Annotated in this window: 14 protein-coding genes; 3 read left to right on the top strand and 11 right to left on the bottom strand. The window is 59.6% G+C overall.

Going from position 1 to position 18,791, the window contains the following annotated elements:
* Positions 1-148: 148 nt before the first annotated feature.
* A complete protein-coding gene (locus GKZ68_RS17160; RefSeq protein WP_173116924.1) occupies positions 149-1,033 on the bottom strand; it encodes a glycerophosphodiester phosphodiesterase family protein in 885 nt (294 codons plus the stop codon).
* A 109-nt stretch (positions 1,034-1,142) separates the two neighbouring features.
* On the opposite strand from GKZ68_RS17160, the gene GKZ68_RS17155 reads away from it, so the two are divergent.
* Together GKZ68_RS17155 and GKZ68_RS17150 are read left to right on the top strand one after the other, a co-directional pair.
* Positions 1,143-1,529, top strand: a complete 387-nt coding sequence (locus tag GKZ68_RS17155) for a DUF2939 domain-containing protein (protein ID WP_173116922.1) — start codon at positions 1,143-1,145, stop codon at positions 1,527-1,529.
* Positions 1,502-1,771 (top strand): hypothetical protein, encoded by a 270-nt coding sequence (locus tag GKZ68_RS17150; RefSeq protein ID WP_173116920.1) that lies wholly within the window; start codon positions 1,502-1,504, stop codon positions 1,769-1,771. Before GKZ68_RS17155 ends, GKZ68_RS17150 begins: the two co-directional genes overlap by 28 nt.
* Positions 1,772-1,861: 90 nt before the next feature.
* On the opposite strand, the gene GKZ68_RS17145 is transcribed toward GKZ68_RS17150, so the two are convergent.
* The 10 genes from GKZ68_RS17145 to GKZ68_RS17105 form a co-directional block, all read right to left on the bottom strand.
* Positions 1,862-2,134 (bottom strand): PLD nuclease N-terminal domain-containing protein, encoded by a 273-nt coding sequence (locus GKZ68_RS17145; RefSeq protein ID WP_173116918.1) that lies wholly within the window; start codon positions 2,132-2,134, stop codon positions 1,862-1,864.
* A gap of 94 nt (positions 2,135-2,228) precedes the next feature.
* Positions 2,229-2,867 (bottom strand): rhomboid family intramembrane serine protease, encoded by a 639-nt coding sequence (locus tag GKZ68_RS17140; protein ID WP_254244050.1) that lies wholly within the window; start codon positions 2,865-2,867, stop codon positions 2,229-2,231.
* Between the two features lie 21 nt (positions 2,868-2,888).
* Positions 2,889-3,860: a polyprenyl synthetase family protein gene (locus GKZ68_RS17135; RefSeq protein ID WP_254244049.1), complete on the bottom strand. Its 972-nt coding sequence runs from the start codon at positions 3,858-3,860 to the stop codon at positions 2,889-2,891.
* Positions 3,861-3,981: 121 nt separating this feature from the next.
* A complete protein-coding gene (rnr, locus tag GKZ68_RS17130) occupies positions 3,982-6,462 on the bottom strand; it encodes a ribonuclease R (RefSeq protein WP_173116916.1) in 2,481 nt (826 codons plus the stop codon).
* Between the two features lie 183 nt (positions 6,463-6,645).
* Positions 6,646-8,457, bottom strand: a complete 1,812-nt coding sequence (locus tag GKZ68_RS17125; RefSeq protein WP_173116915.1) for an ABC transporter ATP-binding protein — start codon at positions 8,455-8,457, stop codon at positions 6,646-6,648.
* 16 nt (positions 8,458-8,473) lie between these two features.
* Complete coding sequence (locus tag GKZ68_RS22215; RefSeq protein ID WP_254244289.1) at positions 8,474-8,701, bottom strand: GDCCVxC domain-containing (seleno)protein; 228 nt, start codon at positions 8,699-8,701, stop codon at positions 8,474-8,476.
* Between the two features lie 32 nt (positions 8,702-8,733).
* A complete protein-coding gene (locus GKZ68_RS17120; RefSeq protein WP_367949173.1) occupies positions 8,734-9,417 on the bottom strand; it encodes a lipoprotein signal peptidase in 684 nt (227 codons plus the stop codon).
* A gap of 134 nt (positions 9,418-9,551) precedes the next feature.
* Positions 9,552-13,001: an isoleucine--tRNA ligase gene (gene ileS, locus GKZ68_RS17115; RefSeq protein WP_173116914.1), complete on the bottom strand. Its 3,450-nt coding sequence runs from the start codon at positions 12,999-13,001 to the stop codon at positions 9,552-9,554.
* Between the two features lie 141 nt (positions 13,002-13,142).
* The gene (locus GKZ68_RS17110; RefSeq protein ID WP_173116913.1) at positions 13,143-15,581 is read right to left on the bottom strand and encodes an RND family transporter; all 2,439 of its coding nucleotides are present in this window, start codon (positions 15,579-15,581) and stop codon (positions 13,143-13,145) included.
* A gap of 52 nt (positions 15,582-15,633) precedes the next feature.
* On the bottom strand, positions 15,634-17,145 hold the full coding sequence (locus GKZ68_RS17105; protein ID WP_173116912.1) for a glycine--tRNA ligase: 1,512 nt from the start codon (positions 17,143-17,145) through the stop codon (positions 15,634-15,636).
* Positions 17,146-17,342: 197 nt separating this feature from the next.
* Between GKZ68_RS17105 and GKZ68_RS17100 the strand changes: the two genes are divergently transcribed.
* Positions 17,343-18,743 carry an inorganic phosphate transporter gene (locus GKZ68_RS17100; protein ID WP_173116911.1) on the top strand — a complete coding sequence of 467 codons (1,401 nt, stop codon included), beginning with the start codon at positions 17,343-17,345 and terminating at the stop codon, positions 18,741-18,743.
* Positions 18,744-18,791: the final 48 nt, after the last annotated feature.

The following is an 18,791-nucleotide window of genomic DNA, read 5'->3' as shown; positions in this document are numbered from 1 at the left end:
ATACAAAGATGGATGAGACAATGATGTAAACCAAATAAACCATGATAAATTACATCAATTAGAAAGTGTAATGGACATATTCACCATGAAACAATTTACTTTACACAGAACAATTTGTAATGCGTATGCTTTACAGTATAGCAAATAGTTACACTTGTTTTACATCAGCCGTTCGGCCAAGCATGGCTAACAGGCGGTCAGGAAAATCGGTAGTAATGCCATCAACGTGCCACGATAGCACGCGGCGTAAGTCATCGGGCTCATTCACGGTCCAGGGTACTAAGTACAATTCGGGATGAGCCGTTCGCAGTATTTGTACCGATTCAGACGACAGTAGGTGAAAATCGCAACCGAACACTTGCGGCACAAATCCCAGTTCAGTAAACCAAGTACCGGCAGCGGTGGGAGTTTCGCTAAGCAGGCACAATGCCTGCGCCGGGGCTAGCCGGCGCGCTACTTGCAGAATACGCGCGTCGAAGCTGAGCAACGTTGTGCAAGCCTGCACCGCAACGGCTGCAATTTCGGCCAATACCAATTCGACAAAGCGGACGGGCGCGGGATGATACAAAGCGTCGCCAGCAGGCGTGCTCTTTAGTTCGATAGAATAGCCTACCGGCGGGCGCCCCAGGTGCTGGCAAGCCGCTTCGGCAGCGCGCAACACTTCGCTTAGCAGCGGGCGGTAAGTGGGGCTAGGGCGCTGCGTCGGAAACAGGGGGTGCGGCCACTCGCCTACCGCGCAGCGCCGGATGGTAGCGTAGGGCACCTGATAGAGATTGAGTGCCTGCTCCTGAAGCGGGTCGATAAGCCTGCCATCGGGGTCGCGGCCGAGCCGGGCAGCCAGCCAAGGCTCGTGCGAAACAACCACTTGCTGGTCGGCTGAAATCACGACGTCGAGCTCCAGCACATCGACACCCAGCGCCAGGGCATGTAAGAATGCGGGCAGCGTATTTTCGGGCAATAAGCCGCGGCAGCCGCGGTGCCCGTGCACTTCGGGCTGGCTAGCCAGCCGGGGAAGGAAAGAAGTAAAAGCCATGCGCGCTTGTACGCGGCAAAACACGGGGCAGCCACGCGGCCTTATCGCTTTCTTTGCGCCAGATTATGGGTGGGTCGTGTGCTCCTTCTTTTCTCTTTAAGAATCCGCAATGAAGCGTTTGCTGTTATTCGTGCTGCTCCTGGCTTTGGTGGCGGGCGGCTATTATTACTACTCGTCGCTGAAAAAAGGGCCTGAATATGCCCTGTTGCAGGCCGCCGCCGCCACGCAAACGCACGACCAGGCAGCCTTCAACCGTTACGTAGATGTGGATGCCCTGACGGGCCACTTGGTAGATAATGTGGCCGACCACAGTGGGGCGCTGGCTGCCTTGGTACCGGGCGGTGGGCTAGCCCTGCGCGGCGGCCTGCGCCTGCTAAAGCCTCAGCTAGCCAAGGCCGCCCACAACGAAATACAGCGCTACGTTGAGACGGGCTCGCTGGAGGCGGCGCAGGCAGCTGCCCCAAGCGCTTGGTCAATATTTCCCTACTGGGGCTAGCCGGGCACGTGGTAAGCCCCGATAGTAAGTTTAAAGGCATTAAATACAGCACCGACAAGGGCAATGAAGCGCTGGTCGGACTGGAGTTTACGCAGCCGCGCTATGACACTACGATGGTGGTAGAGGTAAAGCTGCAAAAGCAGGCCGATGGCCACTGGCAGGCCAAGCAGATTACTAATGCCGAGGAGCTGGTGCAGGGCGTGGCCCGCCTCGAAAAGAACCGTTTACTTAATAGCCATTAAACAGGCCGGTGTCGGATAGCCGGTACACAAAAGAGGGACCTTGCTTCGAGCAAGGTCCCTCTTTTTATGAGTGCAGCTGGGTAAGCTAGCCTATCTGCCGCGGCCGAAAAAGTAATAAATCAGCAGCCCGCCAAACGGGAAGAAAAAGATAATGGCAGCCCAAAGAATCTTTTTACCAATGTCCCATGGCTGGCCAAATACATTAATGATAGCTAATACGTCCAATATAAGAAGTGCTATACCCCAAGGAGCCAAGCTCCCGTCGGCGTTGAAGCGGGCGCAGCTGGTGGTAAGCAGCAGCAAAGGCAGAAGCAGGGTAGCCAGCAGGGGCAGTCGCTGAGAAAAAGAACGGAGCGATTTCATGTGAAAGAAAAGTCTGTGGTGAAAGAATGTGTCTGCTGTACGAAGCTTGCCACCACTTGGATACTCCCCGCGCTGAATTATGCTGCAGAGCGGCTTAAAAACGGTAAGCGCCGACTTGCTGCGCAAAGCTGGCCAGCACGCCCGGCACCAGGGCAATGATAACCAGCACTCCAAAAAGCGCCCCGTAGAAGTGCGCGTCGTGGTTGATATTATCGCTTCGCCGGCGACCCATGTAGTAGGAATACGCCAGGTAAAGTAAGCCAAAAACAAAGGGCTGAATAGGAAACGGCAGCGGAAAAATGATGATGCCGCCCCCGTTCCGGTTCACCGGAAAGAGCAGAATACTGGCAAACAACACTGACGCCACGCCACCCGAGGCACCCAGGCTGCGGTAGCCCCGGTCATCGCGGTGCTGGAAGTAGGTGGGTAAATCGGACACGATAATGCCGCCCAGGTAGAGCAGCAGAAACAGGGCTAGCCCCGTGCCTGCCCCGTAGCCCTGCGCCAGCGTGGCAAGCACCACGGGGCTGAAGGAGTAGAAGGCAAACATGTTAAACAAGAGGTGCGCCCAGTCGGCATGCAAAAAGCCGGAGGTAAGCAGGCGGTACCACTGCCCATTGCGGGCAATTACGTAGGGCTCCATAACCCAGGCGGCCATCAAATCGCGGTTGGACCAGGCGTAGGCTGAGATGGCGACCGTGAGGCCGATAAGAATAAGAATGGGATTGAACACGCAGGATAAAGATAGGTAGGGCTAGCTTTCGCGGTCCATGAGCTGGAGCGCGAGGTGATGAAGGGGCTGCTTGCGGGCAGCGGGGGCCGCCACGCGCGCCAAATGCTGCAAGGCAGCCTGGAAGTAGTCGTTGATGAGCGCTTCGGTCTGGGGGCGAATATGCAGCTCATCGTACACGGCCCGCACGGCCCGCACTTTGGCGTCGGCATCGCGCACGGGCTGGCCGAGGTAGCTGGCTAGGGTAGCCTGCTGGGCGGGGCTAGCCTGAGCCTGGGTCATGAGCAGCAGGTAGGTTTTTTTATCAGAAATGATGTCGCCGCCCACGCGCTTGCCGAAGGTAGCGGCGTCGCCGTACACGTCGAGCAGGTCGTCGCGCAGCTGGAAGGCCAGCCCGATATCGGTCCCAAACTGCCGCAGGTGCTCGGCATCGTCGGCGCCGGCGCCGGCCAGGGTAGCGCCTAGTTCCAGCGCGAAGCCGAGCAGCACGGCCGTTTTGAGCCGAATCATGTCGAGGTATTGCGGAATGGTAACGGCGCTGTCGGTTTCAAAATTCATGTCCCACTGCTGGCCCTCGCACACCTCGGCGGCAGTTTGGGAAAAACGGCGCAGCACCTGCGGCAGCACGGCCAGGGGCACATTCTCGAAGAGCAACTCGTAGGCCCGCACCAGCATCACATCGCCCGAGAGGATGGCCGTGCTGGCGTTCCATTGCTCATGCACGGTGGGCTGGCCGCGCCGCAGCGGCGCCTGGTCCATGAGGTCGTCGTGCACCAGGGTGAAGTTGTGGAAGACCTCGGTGGCCAGCGCGGGCTTTACCAGCGGCGCCAGGTCGTCGGTAAACAGCTGGCCGCCGAGCAGCGTGAGCAGCGGCCGCAGGCGCTTACCGCCCAGGCCCATGATGTAGCGGATGGGGTCGTAGAGCGTGGCCGGTTGCTGGCCATAGTCAAGCTCATTGAGAGCCTGCCGGAGGAGGGTGGAGAGGTCGGGTTGCACGGGGGCAAAGGTAGGTACCTCACCCCCGGCCCCTCTCCAAAAGAGAAGGGGGCCTGACGTAAGCAGTCAATAGCGCCACCGTGGTTCCCCTCTCGTTTGGAGAGGGGCCGGGGGCGAGGCTTTACCGGCGATGCTTGCCGCCTTTGTAGCCCCCACCGCCCTTGGGGCTGTTGCCGGCGCGGTTGCGGGCGGGGCGGCCGCCGCGGCCGGCTTCGCGCTCGGTGCGCTCGCGCTGCTTCACGTGCTCGGGACGGTTATCGACCAGCTCCATGTCGATGGTGCGGTCGAGCAGGTTGGCCGAAGTCACGATGACTTGCAGCTCGTCGCCAAACTGGATGATGCGCTTCGAGCCGCGACCCACGATGCGGTAGTTCTCCTTGTCCAGCTCCCAGGTATCGCCCGGAATGTCGGAGATGCGCACCATGCCCTCGCACTTGTTTTCCTCAATCTCGACGTAGATGCCGCGCTCGGTGAGGCCCGACACTACGCCCGTAAACTGCTCGCCGATGTGCGCGCCGATGTACTCGACCTGCTTGTACTTGATGCTGGCGCGCTCGGCATTGGCCGCTAGCTTCTCGCGGGCCGAGGAGTGCTTGCACTCTTCCTCCACCGGCTCCACGGCCACGTTCTTGCCGCCTTCCAGGTAGTGCTCCAGGAGGCGGTGGGCCATCATGTCGGGGTAGCGGCGGATGGGCGAGGTGAAGTGCGAGTAGTGGGCGAAGGCCAGCCCGAAGTGCCCCAACGGCTCGGTGGTGTAAATAGCCTTCGACATCGAGCGGATGGCTAGCCCCTGAATCACGTTTTGCTCGGGCTTGCCCACCACGTCTTCGCTGAGCTTGTTGAGCTCGGTACTGATTTTTTTCGGGTTGGCGAGGTTCAGCTTGTGGCCGAATTTCTGGGCGAAGAGCGCGAAGTTTTCGAGGCGGTCGGGGTCGGGCGCGTCGTGGGTGCGGTACACCATCGTGAAGCGCGGCTTGGTTTTTTTGAGGCCAAACACGTACTCGGCCACCCGCTTGTTGGCTAGCAGCATGAACTCCTCGATGAGCTTGTGCGCATCCTTGCGCTCCTTCACGTACACCCCTAGCGGCTTGCCATCGGGGCCGAGCTTGAACTTCACCTCCTGCGTTTCGAACGAAATCGCGCCCTTGCGGAAGCGTTCGGCCGAGAGCTTTTTGGCGAGCCGGTTCAGCAGGTTGATTTCTTCGGCCAGGTCGCCCTCGCCGGTTTCGATGCGCTCCTGCGCCTCTTCGTAGCTGAAGCGGCGGTCGGAGTGAATGACGGTTTTGCCAAACCACGAGTCTACCAGCTTGCCCTTCTCATCCAGCTCAAACACGGCCGAGAAGGTCAGCTTGTCCTCATTCGGCCGCAGCGAGCAGAGGCCGTTGGAGAGGTTTTCGGGCAGCATTGGAATCACGCGGTCAACGAGGTAGACGGAGGTGGCGCGGCTCTTACCCTCGCGCTCCAACTCGGTGCCGAGGCGCACGTAGTGGGTCACGTCGGCAATGTGCACACCTACTTCGTAGTTGCCATTGTCCAGGGTGCGCAGGCTGAGCGCGTCGTCGAAGTCCTTGGCGTCGGCCGGGTCGATGGTGAAGGTGAGGATGTCGCGGAAGTCGCGGCGCTTGGCAATTTCCTCTTTCGTGATGGTGGTCGGAATGGCATCTGCCTCCTCCTCCACCGCGCTTGGAAACTCAAACGGCAGCCCAAACTCGGCCATGATGGCATTTATCTCCGCCTCGTTCTGGCCGGCCGCGCCGAAATTGCGGATGATGGTGCCGACCGGGTTACGTCCCTGCCCTTCGTGGTCGGGAAACTCGGTGATGCGCACCAGCACCTTGTCGCCATTGCGCGAGTCGTGCAGCTCCTGCGGCGGCACCAGCACGTCGAAGTACGCCTTGCGGTTATCAGGCTTCACGAAGCCGATGGGGCCCTGCACTTGCAGGCGGCCCACCACCTCCGAGCGCTGGCGCTTGAGCACCTCCACCACGTCGCCGGTGAGGCGGCCGTCGCGAATGCCACGCAGGCGCACCCGCACCAGGTCGCCATCGAGGGCGTAGCGCAGCTGGTCGGTGAAAATGCGGATGTCGTCGCCCGCGCCATCCTCGCGCACCACGAAGGCAAAGCGGGGCGTGGCCAGCGATACCGTGCCGATAACCGTGTTGGGGTCGCGCTGGGGCCGGCGGTCGGGGCCGTCGCCCACGTGGTCGAAGCCCGCCGCCCGGCGCCGGTGAACAATAGGGTCCTGGCCAAATTCTTCTTCCAGCTCGGGCTTGGGCGCTACAGCCGGGGCCGCATTCTTAGCCGTTTTCCGGCCCTTAGCGGCACTAGCAGCTGCTTGCAGGTCGGTGGGGCTAGCCAGGCGGTATTCGTCGTTCTGAAGCAGCTCTATTTGATTGAGACGGCGCAGCACCTTGAGGTGGTCAAACAGCTCCGCCCGCTGGTCTTTGGTAGTAATGCCGAGCCGGCGCGAGAGCTGGCGATAGCCGAGCACTTTGCCGGGGTTGTCGGCAAACTGGCGGTACACAATGTCCTGGCTGAGGCCGGCGGGGGCTGCCTTCGCGCGAGCGGCGCGGGGGGCAGCGGAGTCTTGAGGGTTTTTCATGGGTGATGTAAGACGGTCGCCGGACAGCTTGGGGTAAGATTGACGAAGGCGACGCGGGGGTAAATGTATTGGGCGGGGGCTAGCCCCACCCGCCGATTGAACGGGGATAAAGAAACGAGGTTCGCCCACCCGCAACAGATGAGCTTAAAACTAACCGAGCGAACCCTAACCAGCAGGCCAAAACTAGCCCCGCACCTCCTGCACCCGCGCCGCGATGCGGGCCGGGTCGTCGCTCGGGATGGCAGCTAGCAACTGCTGCGTGTACGGGTGTTGCGGGTGGGCGTATACCTCGGCGGCCGGGCCACTTTCCACGATTTTGCCCTGGCTCATCACCAGCAGGCGGTCGCTCATAAAGCGGGCCACCGACAGGTCGTGGGTAATGAACAGGTAGGTGATGCCGAGCTCGCGCTTGAGGTCGTTGAGCAGGTTGAGCACCTGCGCCTGCACACTCACATCGAGCGCCGACACCGACTCGTCGCACACAATGAGCTTGGGCCGCAGGGCCAGCGCCCGCGCAATGCAAATGCGCTGCCGCTGCCCGCCGCTGAACTCGTGCGGGTAGCGCTGCTCGGCATCGTCGCTCAAACCCACGGTGCGCAGCAACTCGCGCACCCGGGTCTTTTGCTCGGCGCGGCTGCCGCCTACCTTGTGCACCCGCAACGGTTCGAGGATAGCTTCGCCCACCGTGAGCATGGGATTGAGGGCCGCGTAAGGGTCTTGAAAAACCAGTTGAAACTCGCGCCGCCGGTGGCGCAATTCGCCGCTAGGCAGCGCCGCCAGGTCTGTGCCTTCAAACAGGATGCGGCCCGAGGTTGGTTCCGTAAGGCGGAGCAGCGCCCGGCCCAGGGTGGTTTTGCCGCAGCCCGACTCGCCCACCAGGCCCACCGTTTCACCGGGATAGATGGCAAAGCTCACCTCATCTACGGCCCGCACAAAGTCGGTGGTGCGCGCGAAAAACCCCTTGCGAATGGGGAAGTACACCCGCAGATTTTCCACCTGAAGCAGGGCAGAATCGGCCGTGGAACGCATTTTTTGTTCCACGGGGAACGTCTTGGCGCTTTCAGAATTGGTTTGTAACTGCGCGAAGCTCGTCTGCAAGGGCTCCTGCCCTACCCCGCTAGCCCGCGCTACTAGGTTGCCGGCCGCATCGACCTGCATAAAATCGGCCACTACCGGCAGCCGGTCCTTGCCGATGGATAGCCGCGGCCGGCAGGCTAGCAGCCCGCGCGTGTACGGGTGCTGGGGCTTAGTGAAGATGTCGAGCACGGTGCCCTGCTCCACCACCCGGCCCCGGTACATGACAAGGATGCGGTCGGCAATCTCGGCTACCACGCCCAGGTCGTGAGTGATGAACAGGACCGCCGTGCCGTACTCGCGCCGCAGGTCACGGATGAGGTCGAGGATGCGCGCCTGCACCGTCACGTCGAGCGCCGTGGTGGGCTCGTCGGCAATGAGCAGCGCCGGCCGGCAGGCCATCGCCATCGCAATCATCACGCGCTGCTTCTGGCCGCCGCTTATCTCGTGCGGGTAGGCTTTAAAAATCTGGGCCGGGCGTGGCAGTTGCGCCTCGGTAAACAGCTCGATGGTGCGGGCCTCCGCCGCCTGCTTGCTGAGTGAGGTGTGCAGCAGCAGCGCCTCCACCACCTGGTAGCCGCAGGTCAGCACCGGGTTCAGGGAGGTCATGGGCTCCTGAAAAATCATGCTGATGTCGTTGCCCCGCACCTGCTGCAGCTGGGTTTCGGTGAGCTTGAGCAGGTCCACTTCGCCCAGCGTTGAGGAGGCAAACAAGGCCGAGCCGCTTTCAATGTGCGCGGCTGGCTTCTGCAACAAGCCCAGCAGGGCTAGCGACGTCACCGACTTGCCCGAGCCCGACTCGCCCACTATCGCTACTACCTCACCCCTGTTCACCGTCAGCGATACATCGGCCACGGCCCGGGTACTCCCACGCTGCGAGTGAAAATCGACGGTTAGGTTCTCAACAGTTAGTAAGGGCATGGGCAGCAATAATAGCTCAACAACAGGCTGCCCCGGCCTGAATGGGTGGGCATTTCACACTGCCATAACTGCAAAAAACACAGCAATCACCCGGCTTTGGCTTCAGCACCTGATGACAATTGGGACATTCGAAAAAATAAACGCAGGCATCAGTAGGCATTGCTTCCAAAGTAGACTGCTGGCAATTAGGGCAGGTCAGTACCGACTGCAACACTGGACTAGCCTGGAAACTAGCGCATGGCATACTGATAGCTAACAAGTTAATGACAAAAATTTTTAATCCTTGCTGTCAGCAACGGGCACTAGTCCATTCTGCTCCTGCGTCTGCTTGAAGAAACGGCCTTGCAACAATAGAATTAATGCCACGCCGATAAAGATAGACGAGTCGGCCAGATTAAAAATTGGCCATAGCGATACGTACTTGCCCCCCATTATCGGCCAGGAAGCCGGCAAAAAGCCTTCGTAGATGTCGACGTAAATCATGTCGATAACCTGCCCGAAAAACCACGGCGTAGGCGAGCCAAACGGCGCATTGTGGTAGATGACCCCGTAGAAAACCGAATCGACTACGTTGCCCACGGCCCCGCCCAGAATGAGCGCCATGCAGGCAATAAAGCCCGCCGCCGCCCGCTGCCGCCACAGCCGCACGATGTAGTAGCTAATGCCGCCGGCCGCCAGCAGCCGAAAAGCCGTGAGCAGCAGCTTGCCATAAGGCGGCGGCAATAATTCCACCCCGAAAGCCATGCCGGGGTTGAGCGTATAGTGCAGCTTAAACCAATTGCCAATGAGCGGAATCTCACCCGGCAATCCCGGCTGCATATGCTTGTGCACTAAATACTTGGATAGCTGGTCGATAACAATGACAAACAGAGCTAGCAGGAAAAAAGGCAGCACGCTGCTGCGCCGCGCCGGGTAGCGCTGGGGCTGGGAATAAGTATCTACGGGCAAGTCGGTCTGCACTGGTGAAACTCTGGTTACTTTATACTGTTTTATACCGAATTAGGAGGTTTCAGAACCTTTAAAAACGGTGCAAGAAAGGCGTTGTGCGCGGGAAAACCCGGCGGCGTTTTAGGGCGCCGCCGGGTTGCTCATACTCAGGCAGTTACTACTTCTACTTTGGCGGGCACCGAGAAGTCATCAAACTCCAGCACCGCGGCGTCGGCTATTTCGGGCACAAAGTCAATACGCAGAGCCTGCACTTCTTCGCGGATGTAGTCGCCAAACGACTGCACGGCCGATTGCAGCTCGGCCGGCGCACTCGCGGCTAGGGTCACCTGGATGCGGTCTTGCACTTCGAGGCCCGAATCTTTGCGCAGGTTTTGGAGGCGGTTGACGAGCTCGCGGGCCAGGCCTTCCTGGCGCAGCGCTTCGGTGAGCGTCACATCGAGGGCCACGGTAAGCGGGCCGTCGGTGGCGACCAGCCAGCCGGGCAGGTCCTGGGTGCGGATTTCGACCTCATCGAGGTGCAGCGTGAGGGTTTCGCCCTCCACTTCCACGGCTAACTCGCCCTGCTTTTCGAGCTGGCTCAGCTCGTCGTTGGTCAGGGTTTGGATGCGGGCGCCCACGGCCTTCAGGCGCGGGCCGTAGACCTGGCCCAGGCGCTTGAAATTGGGCTTTACCGACTTCACCAGCACGCCGCTCGTGTCGTCCAGAAACTCCACGTGCTTCACGTTGACCTCGGCGCAAATCAGGTCTTCGACCTTACCGACCTGCTCCTTGGTCGTGTCGTTCAGCACCGGCACCAGGATGCGCTGCAAGGGCTGGCGCACCTTCAGCACCGACTTCTTACGCAGCGAGTGCGTGAGCGAGCTGATGCGCTGGGCCAGCTCCATGCGCTCCTCCAACGCTTTGTCGATGAGCGCCGTATCGGCCTCGGCAAACAAGGTGAGGTGCACCGACTCCGGAGCCAGGGGCGTGTTTTTGGCCACGGCCTCGGCGCGCATCCCGTCGGTCATGTTCTTGTAGAGCCAGTCGCCGAAGAACGGCGCGATGGGCGACATCAGCTGCGATACCACCACCAGACACTGCTGCAAGGTTTCGTAGGCGGCGCGCTTGTCGGTGGTCAGCTCGCCCTTCCAGAAGCGGCGGCGCGAGAGGCGCACGTACCAATTGGAGAGCTGGTCGGTCACGAACTCCTGAATGGCGCGGGCGGCCTTCGTGGGGTCGTAGCTGTCGAGGTGGCCGCGCACCTCCCCTATCAGCGTGTGCAATTTGCTGAGAATCCAGCGGTCCAGCTCGCTCAAATCGGCCAGCGGCACGCGGTCAAACTCGCGGGTCTGGTAGCCGTCGAGGTTGGCGTAGAGCGCAAAAAACGAGTACGTGTTGAACAGCGTGCCGAAGAACTTGCGCTGCACCTCCGTCACGCCCGCCAGGTCAAACTTGAGGTTATCCCACGGCGGCGAGTTGGCAATCATGTACCAGCGCGTGGCGTCGGGGCCGAACTGCGCGATGGTCGCAAACGGGTCCACGGCGTTACCGAGGCGCTTGCTCATCTTGTTGCCGTTTTTGTCGAGCACCAAGCCGTTGGCAATCACGTTTTTGAAAGCCACTGAGTCTTCCAGCATCACCGCTAGGGCATGCAGCGTGAAGAACCAGCCGCGCGTCTGGTCCACGCCTTCGGCGATGAAATCGGCGGGGAAATTCTTGGCAAAAACCGCTTGGTTTTCAAACGGATAGTGCCACTGCGCGTAGGGCATGGCGCCGCTGTCAAACCACACGTCGATGAGGTCGGGCTCGCGGTACATGGGCTGGCCGCTAGGGCTCACTAGGAAAATGTCATCGACATACGGGCGGTGCAGGTCGATTTTCTCGCCGTTGGCGTAGGGGTTGTGGGTCATGACTTCGGCCGCTACGGCCTTGTCAATCTCCGATTTCAGCTCGGCAATGCTGCCGATGCAGATTTCCTCGGTGCGGTCCTGGGTGCGCCAGATGGGCAGCGGCGTGCCCCAGTAGCGCGAGCGGCTGAGGTTCCAGTCCACCAGGTTTTCAAGCCAGTTGCCGAAGCGGCCGGTGCCGGTGCTTTCGGGCTTCCAGTTGATGGTTTTATTCAGCTCAATGAGGCGGTCTTTCACGGCCGTGGTCTTGATAAACCACGAGTCAAGTGGGTAGTACAGCACTGGTTTGTCGGTGCGCCAGCAGTGCGGGTAGGTGTGCTCGTATTTCTCGGTTTTGAAGGCCGTGCCGTTGGTCCGCATCCGGATGGCGATGCTCTCGTCCAGCGTTTTATAGTCGGCGCCGCTCTGGTCGTGGCCGTCGTAGTTCTTCACCCAACGGCCGCCAAACTCGCCCATTTGGGCCACGTAGCGGCCCGTGCGGTCCACGATGGGGCCTAGCTTGCCCTGGTCGTCGGCCACCATCAGCGCGGGGATGCCGTTGAGCTGCGCTACCCGGAAGTCGTCCGCGCCAAATGTGGGCGAGATGTGCACGATGCCCGTACCGTCTTCCGTCGTTACAAAGTCGCCGGGGATGACGCGGAAAGCGTTTTCCTCCCCTTCAAAATGCGGGAAGCCGGTTTCGGTGCCGAACAGGCGTTCGTAGTGGATACCTACTAGGTCAGCTCCTTTGAATTCAGCAACAACTTCGAAAGGCACAACCTTACCATCGCGAGCAACTGTACCGTCTGCGGGCCACTCCTCAACGGAAGGTGATGAGCCTTCCCCAACTTCATAAACTTTAGGCGAAGTGAAATAGGATGTAAATCTACTTTTCGCAAGAAGCACATAGATTACCTTTTCCTTCTGATATGGATTACGAGTCTTTATGAGCTGATAGTCAATTTTTGGCCCTACCGCTAGGCCCGTATTAGCGGGCAGAGTCCAAGGTGTAGTCGTCCAAGCTAAGATGTAGAAATCTCCTTCGCCAGCGCCAGTAAACAGCTTCTCCGACTTCTCATCGCGCACTACCTTGAACTGCGCCACGATGGTTGTGTCCTTCACGTCCTTGTACGTGCCGGGCTGGTTCAGCTCGTGCGAGCTGAGGCCGGTACCGGCAGCCGGCGAGTAGGGCTGAATAGTGTAGCCTTTGTAGAGAAAACCCTTGTCGTAGAGCTTTTTGAGCAGCGCCCAGCAGCTCTCGATGTATTCGGGCTCGAAGGTGATGTAGGGGTCGTTGAGGTCCACCCAGTAGCCCATTTGCTGGGTCAGCTCGTCCCACTGCGCCTTGAAGCGCATCACGGTTTCGCGGCAGCGCTGGTTGTAGTCTTCGACGCTGATTTTGTGGCCGATATCCTCCTTCGTGATGCCCAGCTCCTTCTCTACTTGCAGCTCGATGGGCAGGCCGTGGGTGTCCCAGCCGCCCTTGCGGGGCACCTGCTTACCCAGCAGCGTCTGGTAGCGGCAGAAAATGTCCTTCACCGCCCGCGCCATCACGTGGTGAATGCCGGGCTGGCCGTTGGCCGAGGGCGGGCCTTCGTAAAACACGAACGTGGGCTGGCCTTCGCGGCTGCTCACGCTCTTCTCGAAGATGCCGTTGGCGTCCCAGTAGGCCCGCACATCGGTGGCGAGCTTGGCGTAGTCGAGCGGCTGCTTGTATTCGGGGTAAGTCATTTCTATCTGCTATACAATCGTCCGTCATGCTGAGCTTGTCAAAGCATCTCCGCCGCTTCGTTGGGATACTACCCCCTAGCGGCGCGGTAGAGATGCTTCGGCAAGCTCAGCATGACGTTGTTTTTGCTTTAAATCGAGTTATTACGTCGTCTTTACCGCATTGCCCTGCTCCACGCTCAGGCGCTGCAAGTTCAGGTCGATATCGTCGTCTTCTTCGTGGTAGCTCTCGTCGTAGTGGTGCACCAGGGCGGCTTTGGGCGTTTTCCAGCTACCGCCGCGCTCAAACGTGACCAGCAGCGCCGGCAGAAAAACCAGGTTCGAGAAATTGGTTATCAGCAGCGATGCGCCCATGAGCACCCCTAGCGCCTTGGTACCCCCAAACTCGCTGAAGCCGTAAATGCTGAACCCGATAAAGAGTACGATGCTGGTGTAAAACATGCTCGACCCGGCCTCGCTCAGCGTATTGGTGATGGCCTCGCTCACACTCTTGCCGGGCATGGCCATCTCCTGCCGGAACTTGGCCAGCAGGTGAATGGAGTTATCGCCGTCGATGCCCAAGGCTATCACGTAAATGAGCGCCGTGGCGGGCTTCAGCACAATGCCGAAGTAACCCATCACGCCGGCCGTCAGGGTCAGGGTTAAGATATTGGGCACTAAGGCGTAGAAGATGGTGCGCACCGAATGAAACAAAAGCAGCACCACCACGGCCACCAGCCCGAAGGCCCATAGCAGGCTCTCGCCCAGGGTGCCGATAACGTACTCGTTGCCCTTGGTGAAAATAACCGTCGTGCCAGTCCGGCGCACTACCATATCGGTACCGGCAAAGATGCGCTTGATAGCCGGGTCTATGCGTCTGTTCACCAGCGTATCCAGCTTGTGCGAGCCGATATCGGCGATTTTTACGCTGATGCGCGCCCGCTGCTGGGTGCTGTCCATAAAGGTTTTGAGCAGCTTGCTGGTCGAGTTGGCTCCCTTGCCCTGCGAGTTGGCCAGGTAGCTCAGAATGAAGTTCTTGTCATCCTTATCCGGCAGCTTATAAAAATCCGGGTTGCCGTTATAAAAAGCCTGCTTGGCCGCTTTCAGAAACGTGACCATGCTGATGGGCGTGGACAGCTCCGGCTGGGCTTGCAGGAATTTATCGAACTGGTCAATTTTCTGCAAGTTGGGCAGTTTCAACAAGCCCTTGGGCTGCTTGGTATCCACCACAAACTCCAGCGGCATCACCCCACCGAAACGGGCCTCAAAGAAGCTCAGGTCTTCGTTCACCGAGCTTTGCTTGGGCAGGTCGTCCACCATAAACGACACGGCTTCGATGCGCGAAATACCGATGGAGGCTAGCCCCACCAGCACCGCCGCCGTGAGGTAAATGGTGCGCCGGCGCCGCAATACAATGAAGTCGAGGAAGTGGATAATGCCCACCAGCGGCTTCGAATCGAGGTGCTCCAGCTGCTTGTCGGTGGGGCCCGGCAGGTAGGTAAACACCGCCGGAATCATGATGAAGCTGATGATGAAGGCCACAAAAATGTTAATCGTAGCCACCAGCCCGAACTGATACAGAATGGCAATGTCGGTGAAAGTGAACACGAAAAAACCGATGGCCGTGGTCGTGTTATTCACCAGCGTGATGAGGCCGATTTTGCGAATAACCCGCGTCATGGCCAGTATCTGGTTGCCCGATTTGCGGTAGTCGTAGTGGTAGCGCGAGAGCAGGTAGGTGCAGTTGGGCACGCTGATAACTACCAGAATAGAAGGTATCAGGCCCGTAAGCAGGTTGATTTTGAACCCGAGTAGCACGATGCTAGCCACGCACCATATCATCACAATAATGACGACCAGCAGCGGCACCACCACCGCCGACCAGGTGCGGAAAAACACGAACAAAATGATGGCCATCACCACCACCATCAGTCCGGCAAAGAACTTCATCTCGGCCGATACCTTGCTCGTCATGGTCGAGCGCACGTAGGGCAGGCCCGCGTAGTGCAGCTTAATGTGCGAGTCCTTCTCAAACTTGGCACTCAAGTTTAAGATGTTGTTCATCACTTCCTTGCGCCGGTCTGAGTTCAGCCACTTAGGGTCGAGCGTCACGGCCAGCAGCGTGGCCCCGGTGCGCGGCGCAATCACCTGACCCTTGTAAAACTCGATGCTGTTCACGACCCGCATCAGCGAGTCGAGCTGGGCCTGGCTGGTGGGCGGCTTGGCGAACACGGGCGCCGTCACGAAGCTGTTGTGCACTGTATCCTTCTGAATTTGAATCAGCTTGGGCAGGCCTAGCACGCCCGATACACCGGGCACTTTCACCAGGTCGTTGGCAAGCTGGTCGTAGAGCCGGAACTGCGGGAGCTTATAGATGGCGCTGTCCTGCATGCCCAGCACCAGGATATTGCCATCCTCGCCGAAGGTTTTTTTGAACTGCTGGAAGTACACCATGTCGGGGTCCTTCGGGCTCACGACCTGGGCAAAGTCGTAGGTCATCTGCACATCCTTCGCTATCCACGCCATGCCCAGGGTCGAAACGGCAATAAGTAACAGCAGAATCCGCCGGAACTTAATAATAAAGAGGGCGATATGTCCCCACATAGGCTTTAAACTTAAATAGTACGGGCCGCCCTAATTCATTATCAGGCCACGGTTATAGCTTGGCAAATACGGTTTTGAAGCTCACCGCTTCGCCGATGTACGCCCGCAACGCACTGATGGGCATGCGGGTTTGCTCGCGGGTGTCGCGGTGGCGCACCGTCACGGTGTCGTCTTCCAGCGTTTGGCCGTCCACTACAATACAAAACGGCGTGCCGATTAGGTCCTGGCGCGTGTATCGCTTGCCGATGGCGTCCTTGTCCTCAATCACCAGGCGGAAATCGAAACGCAGGTCGTCAAAAATCTGCTGGGCTTTTTCGGGCATGCCGTCCTTGCGCACTAGCGGGAAGATGGCGGCCTTGATAGGCGCCACCGCCGGGTGCAGCTTCAGGAAAGTGCGCGTCTTGGTGGTTTGGGCCTCGCCCTCGCCTTCGGTAATGGTTTCTTCCTGGAAGGCCTGGCACATGGTGGCCAGGAACAGGCGGTCGGCGCCCACCGAGGTTTCGACCACGTAGGGCACGTAGTTGCCGTAGGGCTTGCCGGTGCTTTCGTCGATGTCGTTGTCGAAGTACTGCTGCTTTTTGCGGCTCAGGTTCTGGTGCTGGGTCAGGTCGAAGTCGGAGCGCGAGTGGATGCCCTCGATTTCCTTGAAGCCGAAGGGGAATTCAAACTCAATGTCGACGGCGGCCTTGGCGTAGTGGGCCAGCTTGTCGTGGTCGTGGAAGCGCAGCTTCTCGGCCGGCAGGCCGATGGCCTCGTGGAAGCGCCGGCGGGCGGCCTTCCAGATGTCGTACCACTCGCCTTCGGTGCCGGGGCGCACGAAGAATTGCATCTCCATCTGCTCAAACTCACGCATGCGGAAGATGAACTGCCTAGCCACAATCTCGTTGCGGAAGGCCTTGCCAATCTGCGCGATGCCAAACGGGATTTTCATCCGCGCCGACTTTTGCACGTTCAGGAAGTTTACGAAAATACCCTGGGCCGTTTCGGGCCGCAGGTACACGGGCGGCGCATCCGAATCCACGGCCGAGCCTTGCGTGGAGAACATCAGGTTGAACTGGCGCACATCGGTCCACTTGCTGGAGCCGGAAAGCGGGTCCGTTATTTTTTCGTCGATAATGAGCTGCTTCACGCCGGCCAGGTCGTTGGCCGTGAGCAGGCGGCCTAGCTCGGCGGTGAGGGCCGCGCCGCGGGCGGGGTCGCCGGCTTTTTCGTACTCGGCGGCTTTTTCCTCGATGAGCACGTCGGCGCGGTAGCGCTTTTTGCTGTCGAGGTTGTCGATGAGCGGGTCGTTGAAGCCCGCCACGTGGCCGCTAGCCTCCCAGGTTTGGGGCGCCATGAAAATAGCCGCGTCGATGCCCACCACGTTGCCGTGCAGCTGGGTCATAGCTTCCCACCAGAGGCGCTTGAGGTTGTTTTTCAGCTCCACGCCGTTGGGGCCGTAGTCGTACACGGCGGCTAGGCCATCATATATTTCGGAGGACTGGAATACGAAGCCGTATTCCTTGGCGTGGGCCACGATATCTTTTAGTTGCGGGTTTTCGGCGGGCGTAGTGGGCTTGCTCATAAGCAGCAAAGTTAGGGCGCAGGGCCATGCCGGGCTTGCCAAGCAATTTTTCACGCTTAAGCTACTGCTTCCGGCGTGAGAAGCTACTTCGCGAGCTCAGCACTACAGGCGCGAAGACAGCCAACAATTCGGTAACATGCCGCTAGCTTCACACGGGGTTAATTTTGCGGGCCGGCTACCCACTCCGGCCCCTTTTTATGTTCGGACTCGAACCCCATGTATTGCTGCTGCTAGTTGTCTGTCTGCTAGCAGCCTGCGCATTTGAATTTGTCAACGGCTTTCACGACACGGCCAATGCCGTGGCCACCGTTATCTACACCAACACGCTGCGGCCCTGGGTGGCGGTGGTGTGGTCGGCCTTCTGGAACTTCATCGGCGTCTTCGCCGGCGGCATCGGCGTGGCGATGGGCATCGTGTACCTGCTGCCCGTCGAAAGCCTCGTGGACCAAAACGTGTACCACGGCATTGCGATGGTGGGCGCGCTCATCGTGGCGGCCATCATCTGGAACATCGGCACCTGGTACTACGGCATTCCGTCGTCGTCGTCGCACGCGCTCATCGGCTCCATTCTGGGCGTGGGCATTGCCTATTCAATGCTTTCGGGCGGTCACGGCTCGGGCGTGAATTGGAGCAAGGCCGGCGAAAGCGGGCTAGCCCTGCTGCTGAGCCCCGTGCTGGGCTTCACCTTCACCATCGCCATGATGTTCGCGCTCAAGCGCTTCGGCAGCAAGGCACTGTTTAAGGAGCCCCGTAAGCGCCGCCCGCCGCCCCTGTTTATTCGCCTCACCCTGATTGGCACCTGCACGCTGGTAAGCTTTTTCCACGGCTCCAACGACGGCCAGAAGGGCGTAGGCCTCATTATGCTGATTCTCATCGGCATCGTGCCCGTGCACTTTGCGCTCGACAATTCGAAGAATCCGTTCGATTTGCGCGACTCGCTTACCAAGGTTGAGTACGTCATCAACCGCGTGAATGCCGCCGACCTGAGCGCGACCGACCAGCAGCTGCTGGCCCAGATGCGCGAGCAAACCACCGACCTCGACCGCGTATTCGCGGGCAAAAAAACGGTGGCAGACCTGCCCAAGCAGGCCCGCTTCGAGATTCGACGCGATATCCTGCTGCTGGCCAACCGTGGCAAGCAGCTACTGGGCTCCGAGCACGTGAGCCTGAACACCACCGACCGCACCACCTACGACGATGCCGTGAAGCACATGAAGGAATTTACCGACTACGCGCCCTGGCAGGTACTGCTCATGGTGAGTTTGTCGCTAGCCTGCGGCACTACCATCGGCTGGCAGCGCATCGTAAAAACCATCGGTGAGCGCATCGGCAAGGAGCACCTCACCTATGCCCAGGGCGCCAGCTCCGAGCTGGTAGCAGCGGCCATGATTGGCCTAAGCACGCAGTCGGGCCTGCCTACTTCTACTACGCACGTGCTCACCTCGTCCATCGCCGGCAGCATGGTGGCCAGCCGTGGCGTCAAGAATATCAACCCCGAAATGGTGCGCAGCATCATGCTGGCCTGGGTGCTCACCTTACCGGTGACGATGGTACTGGCCGGCGGCCTGTTTCTGCTATTCCGCTCGTTCGGCAACTAGGGGTGTAGCGTGGACTTTACAATCCGCGAATGCAATCAGCGTAGCGTA

Origin of the sequence: Hymenobacter sp. BRD128 (assembly GCF_013256625.1) — a bacterium.
GTDB lineage: Bacteria > Bacteroidota > Bacteroidia > Cytophagales > Hymenobacteraceae > Hymenobacter.
The sequence above is the reverse complement of the archived record's forward strand: the minus strand, read 5'-3'. Positions and strand labels throughout refer to the sequence as shown.